We start from the raw sequence: 9271 nt of genomic DNA, 5'->3' as shown, positions 1-9271 counted from the left end.
CCCGGTTACATTCCGAACCCGGAAGCTAAGCCTTACAGCGCCGATGGTACTGCAGGGGGGACCCTGTGGGAGAGTAGGACGCCGCCGAACAAATTGTGAGAAAACCCCCGTGCCATCGGCACGGGGGTTTTCTGCTTTTCCGGGTCGTTTAGGGTCTGGGCATGCGCTATGAACTTGTCATCTTCGACAACGACGGTGTGCTCGTGGACAGTGAGCCCATCTCCAATCGGCTCCTGGCCGCCTATCTGACCGAGCTGGGGCACCCGACGTCGTACGAGGACTCCATTCGGGACTACATGGGGTCCGCGATGCACCGGATCCATGACCTCATACGGGAACGCACGGGGCAGCGGTTGCCGGAGGGCTTCGACGACGTCTTCCATGGGCGGGTGTTCGCGGCCTTCGAGCGGGAGTTGGAGCCGGTGGCCGGGGCCCTGGGGGTGCTGGAGAAGCTGGCTGCGGACGGGGTGTCGTACTGTGTCGCCTCCTCCGGGAGCCATGAGCGGATTCGGGTTGGGCATCGGAAGACGGGGCTGGACCGGTGGTTCGACGAGGGGCGGATCTTCAGTTCGCAGGATGTGGGGCGGGGTAAGCCTGCGCCGGATCTGTTTCTGTACGCGGCCGAGCGGATGGGGGTCGCGCCCGAGCGGTGCGTCGTGATCGAGGACAGTCCGTTGGGGGTGCAGGCGGCTGTCGCGGCCGGGATGGACGTGTACGGGTTCACCGCCATGACGCCTGCCGAGCGGCTGGCGGGGGCCACTCAATTCTTCTCGGACATGGGGGAGTTGGCTGATCTGCTGGCCTGACATGTCATGCCGAGGGCCGGACGATCGCTTCTACCGGCGTCTGCGTGCCGGCCGTGAAACTGAGGGCATGACGAAGAAGAGGGCCTTTGGGAGAGTGGGGTCAGCAGCGCGGTGGGGATCGAGGGCTGGTCTCCGTGATGTGGGGGAAGCCGGCGATGACCGCTGCCGTGAAGCCGAGGCTGGTGAAGGGGGACGCGGGGCGGGAGGCCGCCTGGGCGCGGTTGCAGGGTGGGTCCGCTGCCTTTCAGGGGTTGGGAACTGCTGCCGCTCTGCTGAGCGGGGGTGACCTGTGGCGAGTGTGAGTGAATGCCGGGGCTGGACGCGGTTGTTCCACTGCACGCCGCACCAGGGCCACGCACGATCAGTGGGCGCTGGCCCGGCGCGGGCAGGCCGCCTACCTCCCGAGGCTTCCGGTGTCGCTGTCGCTCGCTGACGAAGCAAAGCTGAAACAAACTCATCTTCGGCTGGATCTACCCACGAGTACGCCAGGGCCCTACGCTCGCCGCCATGACTGATGTGCTGCGGCGCGGTAGGGCCTCGCTGGCGTTCAGCTTCTTCGCGCAGGGCGTCGCCTTCGCTCTGCTCGTGACGCGGATCCCGGCCATCCAGGACCGATACGGGGTCTCCGACGCGTTGCTGCCCGCGTTCCTCGCGGCCGTGCCGATCCTCGCCGGGGTGGGGAGCGTGAGTACCGAGCAGTTGGTGAAGCGGATACCGCCGAGCCGGGTGCTCCGGTGGTCCCAGCCCGTGGTGCTCCTGGCGCTGCTCGGGGTGGGGGCGGGAGAGTCGATGGTCGAGCTGGGCGTCTCGCTCGCCGCCTTCGGGCTCGCCGTGGGTGCGTTGGACGCCTCGATGAACATGCTCGGGGTGAGTCTGCAGCGGGGGTACGGGCGCAGCATCATGCTCAGCTTCCACGCCGTGTACAGCCTGGGCGGGATTCTGGGGGCCTCGCTCGCCTGGGTGGGGGCGCACTGGCATCTGGCGTTGTGGGTGTCGTACCTGCCGGTGGTGCTGGTGCTGCTGCCGGCTGCCCTGGTGGGGAGTCGGTGGTACGTCGACGGGGGCGGGGACGCCGATGTCGTGGCGGAGAAGGGCGAGGGCGGGACCCTTGCCTTCAAGTTGCTGTTGCCGCTGTGCCTGGTGATGTGTTTCGCGTATATCGGGGACTCGACGGTCTCCAACTGGAGCGCGAAGTACCTGCAGGACGTGCTGGGGAGCAGTGAGCAGCTGGCGACCGTGCCGTACAACGTGTACATGGTGACCACGTTGCTGGGGCGGGCGATCGGGGACCTCGGTGTACGGCGGTTCGGAGCGGTCGCGGTCGTGCGGGTGGGGGCGCTGGTGGCGGCGGTCGGGTTCGGGGTGGTGGCGGTGGCGCCCGGGCCGTGGGTCGGGATGCTCGGGTTCACGTTGCTCGGGCTCGGGTTGTGTGTGTTGGTGCCGCAGACCTTCGCGGCGGCGGGACGGTTGTTCCCGGGGGCGTCCGACGCGGCCGTGGCCCGGCTCAATGTCTTCAACTACGTCGGGTTCCTGATCGGGTCGCCGTTGGTGGGGGCGTTGGGGGACGCCTGGACCTATCGCGGGGCCATGCTCGTGCCGATGGTGTTGGTGCTGGTGACACTCGTGTACGCCCGGTCGTTCGCCGCTCAACCGGACCGATACGGTGGCGGGCATGAGCGGCCGCGCACAGCTGATGTGGGACGAGGCAGTAACGGGCTATGACTTCGGTCCGGATCATCCGATGGATCCGGTTCGGCTGGCCCTGACCTGGAGGCTCGTTCAGGCCTTCGGGCTTGATCGGGAGATGGAGGTCGTGGCGGCCAAGCCGGCGGGGGACTCGACGCTGCGGCTGGTGCACCGGGAGGACTACGTCGAGGCCGTGAAGGCGGCTTCCGTGGACCCCGGGGCGGCGGACGGGTCGTACGGGCTGGGGACCATGGATGATCCGGCGTTCGCCGGGATGCATGAGGCGTCCGCGCTGATCGCGGGGCAGTCGGTGGGGGCCGCCGAGGCCGTGTGGCGGGGGGACGCGCTGCACGCGGTGAACTTCGCGGGTGGGCTGCATCATGCGATGCCCGGGGGTGCGTCGGGGTTCTGTATTTACAACGACGCGTCGCTCGCCATTGCTCGGTTGTTGGAGCTCGGTGCTGAGCGGGTCGCCTATGTGGATGTCGACGTGCATCACGGGGACGGGGTGCAGGCGGCGTTCTGGGAGGATCCGCGGGTTCTGACGATTTCGCTGCACGAGCATCCTCGTACGTTGTTTCCGCAGACCGGGTGGCCGGAGGAGACGGGGGCGGAGTCCGCGGAGGGGGCGGCGGTGAATGTCGCGCTGCCGGCGGGGACCGGGGACGCGGGGTGGTTGCGGGCGTTTCACGCGGTGGTGCCGGAGTTGATCGCCGACTTCAGGCCGCAGGTGCTGGTGACCCAGCATGGGGCCGACACGCATTTCGAGGATCCGCTGGCTCATCTGGCTGTGTCTCTTGATGCGCAGCGGGCTGTGCAGGTTGCCTGTCATGACCTGGCGCACGAGTACGCCGACGGGCGGTGGGTCGCGCTGGGTGGGGGCGGGTACGCGGTGGTGGATGTGGTGCCGCGGTCGTGGACTCATCTGGTGGGGATTGCGGCGGGGCGGGCTGTGGAGCCTTCGGCCGTGATTCCTGAGGGGTGGCGGCAGGAGGTGTTCGCTCGGACTCGGCAGTTGGGGCCGGGGCGGATGACTGATGGGCGGTGGCCGGTGGGGTGGGCCGACTGGGAGGCGGGGTACGACCCTGCGGATCGGTTGGACCAGGCGGTGTTGGCGGCTCGGCGGGCCGTGTTTCCGTTGCGGGGGTTGTTGGCGTAGGGGTTTTCTCGCCCCTGCCGCCCCTGCCGCCCCTGCCGCCCCTGCCGCCCCTGCCGCCCCTTCCCGTCCCGTCTCCAGGGGCTCCGCCCCTTCGACCCCCGCCAAGGGCTCCGCCCCTGGGCCCCGGGCAGGGAGTACGTCTCCTGAACCCTGGGGCTGCGCCCCAGACCCTCCGCGGCCCGAAAGGCCTTGTCCTCAAACGCCGGACGGGCTGAGAGTGCGGGCCGGTGCTGAGAAGGGTGGGGCCCTGTTTCGCGGGTTACGCCAACTGTGCGGTGTTTGGGCGTTCGGGGCGTGGCGGGGGGTGGGGTGCGTCAGCATCGCAGGCGTGTTGAGCGTCGGGGCGGTGCGCGCCCATCTGCTTGCTGCGCGGTTGGCCGGGAGGGTGGCGACCTCGCGGGAGGAGAGTCTGCGGAGTTATCGGTTGTTCGCCGCTCGGGATCCTCGGGTTTTGATCGGGATTGATCCTGAGTGGTCTTGGGGACAGCTAGATTTGATCGAGTTGATGGCAGTCAAGTGCGGGGTTTCGGCCGATCCTCGCCATGTTGAGGGCCATGATGTGATTGATCCTGAGCGGACGTTGGTTGCTCTGGATGCCTTCGCCGAGCGGCTCGAGGCAGCCGCCCAGCGCAACGCCACCGTCCTCCTCGGCACCGGGCACCCCCATCGACTGCTCGGCTTCTACGCCGCCTTGGCGGACGCGTTGTCGGCGGCGGGATGTACCGTCCTCACCCCGGCGCATGGTCACTCTGTCGACATAACGACCCGGTTCGGTCTACGCACGTACAACCTTGATTACGTCCGAGGAGTCGCGCTGGTGCGGGAACCGGACGCGTCGGGCTCCGGTTGTGCGACCGGCGCGCACACGCACTCGCCGCTCCCGGTTCGGGTCGCGCTGGCCGCGGCCACGGAGGCCGGCGGACCTCTTCCCGAGCTCGTCATCGGGGACCACGGGTGGGTCTGCGGAGCAGGTCAGCTGGGGTTTGAGGCCATTGGGCTGGCGGATACGAATGACCCCGCGCTCTTTGTGGGGGAGGCGGAGGGGGTCGTGTCCGTGGTCGTTCCACTTGATGACGCTGTGCGGTCTGATTACTACCTGCCGCTGACCCGCTACGTACTCAATCGAGCGTGTCTGTCACAGTAGGGCGCCGATGGGTGCACCTCTTCCCCACTTGCATCACCCGCCCCTACATTGGGGAGTGAGCACGCAGCGACGAAGAGTCACCGGAAGGGGAAGCCGGTGGCCGTCGAGTGCGGAAGGTTCAGGTGTGTCATGGCTGCTGAGCAGAGGCCTCTGAGCGAGGTTCAGTTCCTTACCGTGGCGGAAGTCGCCTCGGTGATGCGAGTGTCGAAGATGACCGTGTACCGACTGGTGCACAGCGGTCATCTGCCCGCGATCCGGGTGGGGCGGTCCTTCCGCGTCCCCGAGAATGCGGTTCACGAGTACCTCCGCGAGAGCTACGTGGGGGTGGAAACCGCCTGACGACGACGGTCCGGGGGGATCCTCAGGGCACTACTGGATCACCCCGGTCACCTCGATTACGACCTCAGCGCTCGGGCGGGTAGGCTAGCCCCTCGTAGGTCGTATGGGCCCATGGCGCCCAGCACCGAGTGATGAGAAGTGAGCGAGGGTAGTCGTGGGCTCTGTTATCAAGAAGCGGCGCAAGCGGATGGCCAAGAAGAAGCACCGCAAGCTGCTCAAGCGCACGCGCGTTCAGCGTCGCAACAAGAAGTAAGCGACACCGCGAGAGCGTGTTCCGCGGCCCCCCACCCATGATGGTGGGGGGCCGCACGCGTGTCCGGGGCCGGATGTCGTCACTTCGTGCAGTGGGTGGTCATCACAGCGCAACATCAACCCGCTAAGTTGGGCCTCACACGGGGAACACGGCAGGCTGCAAGTGTTTGGTTGGGCTGGAAGGAAGGCGCTGATCTTGGGCAAGGTCGTGCTCGTGACCGGAGTGGCTCGTCAACTGGGGGGCCGGTTCGTACGGCGGATCCAGCGCGACCCCCAGGTGGACCGGGTGATCGCCGTGGACGCGGTTGCGCCCGAGCACCATCTGGGCGGCGCCGACTTCGTCCAGGCCGACATCCGGCAGCCCGGAATAGCGCGAGTGCTCGCCGAGACGGCCGCCGACACGGTCGTCCATCTGGACGTCAGCGCGACCGCGCTCGGCAGCGGCAGCCGGACCTCCGTCAAGGAGACCAACGTCATCGGCACCATGCAGCTGCTGGGGGCGTGTCAGAAGTCGCCGACCGTGAAGCGGCTCGTGGTCAAGTCCAGTACCAGCGTGTACGGATCCGCGCCTCGCGACCCCGCCGTCTTCACCGAGACCACGCCGCCGAAGTCGCTGCCCAGCGGCGGGTTCGCGAAGGACGCGGTGGAGGTCGAGGGGTATGTGCGCGGGTTCGCCCGGCGGCGGCCGGACGTCGCCGTGTGCGTGCTGCGGTTCGCCAACATCCTCGGCCCGACCGCGGACACCCCGCTCGCCTCGTATTTCTCGCTGCCGATCCTGCCGACCGTGCTGGGCTACGACCCCCGGCTGCAGTTCGTGCACGAGGACGACGTGATCGAGGTGCTGCGGATCGCCTCGCACGAACCGGCGCGCGGCACGCTCAACAGCGGCACCTTCAACATCGCCGGGGACGGGGTGCTGTTGCTGTCGCAGTGCTCACGACGGATCGGCCGTCCCACGGTGCCGTTGCTGCTCCCCGCGGTCACCTGGGCCGGCTCGCTGGTGCGTACGCTGGGTATGACGGACTTCTCGCCCGAACAGATCCGGTTGCTCACCCACGGCCGGGTCGTGGCGACGGACCAGATGCGTGAGACGCTCGGGTTCAAGCCGAAGTACACGACGGCGGAGACTTTCGCGGAGTTCGCGCGCAGTCGCGGACCTGGACTTCTGCCGCCCGAGGCCCTTGCGGGGGCCGTCGACCGGATCGCCGCGCTGTCCCTGGCGGGCAGCGGCCACCCCCCGACGCAGAGCGCCAACTGAGGAGCGCATCAACGATGGCGGACGCCAAGGTCATTCCGTTCGACGACGACCGGTCCCGCGGGAGCGCCGTGCAGCGGCCGCCGCGGCGCCGGAGCGCGGGGAGCCGGCGCAAGGGCACGGAATCCTCGCTGGTCCGTGAGGTCCAGCCCCTGCCCAGCAGGGCGCCCGCGCAGGATGATGTTCCTGTGACCCGTGAGGAACAGCCGCCCCAGCAGCGGCAGGACGAGGGCGCGTACAGCGGCCTGGAGCGGCGTGTCGCGGGCGGACTCGCGTTCCTGCGCCGCCGCCTCACCGGTGATTACGAGGTCGACGACTTCGGCTACGACGAGGAGTTGACCGACCAGGTCCTGATGTCCCTGCTGCGCCCGATGTACGAGAAGTACTTCCGGGTCGAGGTGAAGGGCGTCGAGAACATCCCGTCCGAGGGCGGGGCGCTGATCGTCGCCAACCACTCCGGGACGCTGCCGATGGACGGCCTGATGATGCAGGTCGCCGTCCACGACCACCACCCCGCGGGCCGCCATCTGCGGCTGCTGGCGGCGGACCTGGTCTTCATGCTGCCGGTGGTCAACGAGCTGGCCCGCAAGCTCGGCCACACCCTGGCCTGCGCGGAGGACGCAGAACGGCTGCTGGCCCAGGGTGAGGTGGTCGGGGTGATGCCGGAGGGCTTCAAGGGCATCGGCAAGCCCTTCAGCGAGCGCTACAAACTCCAGCGCTTCGGCCGCGGCGGTTTCGTCTCCACGGCACTGCGCCAGGGCACCCCGATCATCCCGTGCTCGATCGTCGGGGCCGAGGAGATCTACCCGATGATCGGCAACGCCAAGACCCTGGCCCGTGTCCTCGGCTTCCCGTACTTCCCGCTGACGCCGACCTTCCCGTGGCTCGGCCCGCTCGGCGCGATCCCGCTGCCGACCAAGTGGACCATCCAGTTCGGCGAGCCGATCCGCACGGACGGCTATCCGCCGGAGGCCGCCGAGGACCCGATGCTGATGTTCAACCTGACCGACCAGGTCCGCGAACAGATCCAGCACACCCTCTACAAACTGCTGGTGCAGCGCCGCTCGGTCTTCTTCTGACAGCTGTCGGCCGCCGTCTGAGAAACCTGACCGACGCCTGTCGTACGACAACGGGGGCGCTCCTCTCAGAGAGGGGCGCCCCCGTTGTCGTACGGGCTTACTGCTCCGCGTCCCCCGAGTCGATGCCCAGGTCGGGCAGCAGGCCGGGGAGGAGGGGCGGGAGGGTGACGTCCGGTTCGGTGGTCGGTGTCGTGGTGGACGGGGAGGTGGTGTCGGTGTTCTTGGGCGGGTCGAGGAGGCCGCCGGTGCTGCCGCCGAGGAGGCCGTCGTCCTCGCTGCCGGAGCCGGCCGACCTGCTGGGGCTGTCGCTGCCGGTGCCGTCGGACGAGCCGCCGTTGCCGGTGCTGGGCGCCGAGGAACGGCCGGAACCGGCCGAGGTGTCGGAGGATGCCGAGCCGGATCCCTGCCGCTGACCGTTTCCGCTGCCGCCCTGGACGGGGGGCTGCGGGAGGAGGGACTGGAGCGGGGCGACCTCTTCGTCTATGGCGTCGAAGACCGACGAGACCTGCTGACTGACGTCACCGAGCTGGACGGGCAGTCGGTCGCGGAGGGTGCCCCAGACGTCGCGGTGCGAGCGGGAGAAGGTGTCCAGGGCCTGGATGGGGCCCAGGGAGTCCGGGTCGCGTTCGTACACCTCGGTCAGTAGGCGGTGGCCCTCGGAGGCGTCGTGCTGCACGCCGGACAGCGCGCGGCGGATCTCGCCGAGGGACTCGTGGTCGAGTTGGCCGCCGCGGTCGCGCTCCATGAGCCGACGGGCCTCGCTGAGGCGGGTGGAGGCCTGGTCGAGGTAGGCCACGCCGCGCTCGTCGTCGCTGTCGGACAGGTAGGCGAGCTTGAAGTCCTCGATGCCGCGCTTGAGGCCGTACAGCGAGTCGCCGGGGAGTGCGTCCGAGCTGGCCGCTGCGACTCCGCCGAAGGCGCCTGCGGCGATGCCCACGCTGAGTCCGCCCGCGGCGAGGCCCTTGGTGAGCCGGGAACGCGGTCGGAGTTTGCCCAGTGGGCCCGCCCGGTGAGCGCCCCGCGCCCGGTGGGAGCGCTGCTCCGGCACCGAGGGGTCGCCCTCCCCTCCCGCGGTGCCCTCCAGCAGCATGGCCTCCATCGCGGCCACGAGCTGGGCCCGCTGGACGACCTTGACCTCGGGGTCCAGCTGCGGTTTGGGTAGCTCGCCGAGACCGGTCGCGAGGGCCATGAGGCGGCCCTGCTCGGTCTGTTCCGCAGCAGCCGGGGACGGCGGTGGTCCTTCGGACTGCTCGGCCGCCGTGCCCTGGTCGGACTGCTCCTCCAGGGCCTGGGCGAAGGCGTTCGCCCGCCGGTGCGCCGAAACGTTCGCGATCACTGGCGGCACCTCCTCTCGTCGAGACGGTCGACTCCCCAGGGGGTCCTGAGGGTTGCACTCCCTGACCACGAGTACTCGATCGGGTGATCGAAGTCGGCCAGGGAGTGACCACAGGGAGTCTGCATCCCGCACAACGAGTGGCGCGGCACTTGGGTTACGGACGGCGGATGAGCGGATAGGGAAGCCAACGAACTTTCACTGACTGCGAGTTGAGT

General features: G+C 68.9%; 9 protein-coding genes and 1 rRNA gene. 9 read left to right on the top strand and 1 reads right to left on the bottom strand.

What is annotated here, in order from left to right:
- The 9 genes from rrf to ACFYO2_RS31435 all read left to right on the top strand — a co-directional run.
- Positions 1-90, top strand: a 5S ribosomal RNA gene (rrf, locus tag ACFYO2_RS31475); the annotation flags it as partial.
- A gap of 71 nt (positions 91-161) precedes the next feature.
- Positions 162-806, top strand: a complete 645-nt coding sequence (locus ACFYO2_RS31470; protein ID WP_388355753.1) for an HAD family hydrolase — start codon at positions 162-164, stop codon at positions 804-806.
- A gap of 507 nt (positions 807-1313) precedes the next feature.
- A complete protein-coding gene (locus ACFYO2_RS31465) occupies positions 1314-2528 on the top strand; it encodes an MFS transporter (RefSeq protein ID WP_388355751.1) in 1215 nt (404 codons plus the stop codon).
- Complete coding sequence (locus ACFYO2_RS31460; RefSeq protein WP_388355749.1) at positions 2479-3651, top strand: acetoin utilization protein AcuC; 1173 nt, start codon at positions 2479-2481, stop codon at positions 3649-3651. The genes ACFYO2_RS31465 and ACFYO2_RS31460 overlap by 50 nt, the downstream gene beginning before the upstream one ends.
- A gap of 328 nt (positions 3652-3979) precedes the next feature.
- Positions 3980-4795 carry a phosphatase gene (locus tag ACFYO2_RS31455; RefSeq protein WP_388355747.1) on the top strand — a complete coding sequence of 272 codons (816 nt, stop codon included), beginning with the start codon at positions 3980-3982 and terminating at the stop codon, positions 4793-4795.
- A 129-nt stretch (positions 4796-4924) separates the two neighbouring features.
- Positions 4925-5134, top strand: a complete 210-nt coding sequence (locus ACFYO2_RS31450) for a helix-turn-helix domain-containing protein (protein ID WP_016437488.1) — start codon at positions 4925-4927, stop codon at positions 5132-5134.
- Between the two features lie 154 nt (positions 5135-5288).
- A complete protein-coding gene (locus ACFYO2_RS31445) occupies positions 5289-5387 on the top strand; it encodes a 30S ribosomal protein bS22 (protein ID WP_003948845.1) in 99 nt (32 codons plus the stop codon).
- A 195-nt stretch (positions 5388-5582) separates the two neighbouring features.
- The gene (locus ACFYO2_RS31440; RefSeq protein ID WP_388355745.1) at positions 5583-6644 is read left to right on the top strand and encodes an NAD-dependent epimerase/dehydratase family protein; all 1062 of its coding nucleotides are present in this window, start codon (positions 5583-5585) and stop codon (positions 6642-6644) included.
- Positions 6645-6658: 14 nt separating this feature from the next.
- A complete protein-coding gene (locus tag ACFYO2_RS31435; protein ID WP_388355743.1) occupies positions 6659-7720 on the top strand; it encodes a lysophospholipid acyltransferase family protein in 1062 nt (353 codons plus the stop codon).
- 97 nt (positions 7721-7817) lie between these two features.
- Here ACFYO2_RS31435 and ACFYO2_RS31430 read toward each other — a convergent pair whose 3' ends face one another.
- The gene (locus ACFYO2_RS31430; RefSeq protein ID WP_388355741.1) at positions 7818-9056 is read right to left on the bottom strand and encodes a DUF5667 domain-containing protein; all 1239 of its coding nucleotides are present in this window, start codon (positions 9054-9056) and stop codon (positions 7818-7820) included.
- Positions 9057-9271 lie beyond the last annotated feature (215 nt).

This window comes from Streptomyces sp. NPDC006602 (assembly GCF_042870385.1).
In the GTDB taxonomy this organism is placed as follows: domain Bacteria; phylum Actinomycetota; class Actinomycetes; order Streptomycetales; family Streptomycetaceae; genus Streptomyces.
This window is presented reverse-complemented; position numbering and strand designations above follow the sequence as displayed.

Coding starts and splice junctions, on each gene's coding strand:
- ACFYO2_RS31470 (WP_388355753.1), top strand. CDS start 162: ATGCGCTATGAACTTGTCATCTTCGACAACGACGGTGTGCTCGTGGAC.
- ACFYO2_RS31465 (WP_388355751.1), top strand. CDS start 1,314: ATGACTGATGTGCTGCGGCGCGGTAGGGCCTCGCTGGCGTTCAGCTTC.
- ACFYO2_RS31450 (WP_016437488.1), top strand. CDS start 4,925: ATGGCTGCTGAGCAGAGGCCTCTGAGCGAGGTTCAGTTCCTTACCGTG.
- ACFYO2_RS31460 (WP_388355749.1), top strand. CDS start 2,479: ATGAGCGGCCGCGCACAGCTGATGTGGGACGAGGCAGTAACGGGCTAT.
- ACFYO2_RS31435 (WP_388355743.1), top strand. CDS start 6,659: ATGGCGGACGCCAAGGTCATTCCGTTCGACGACGACCGGTCCCGCGGG.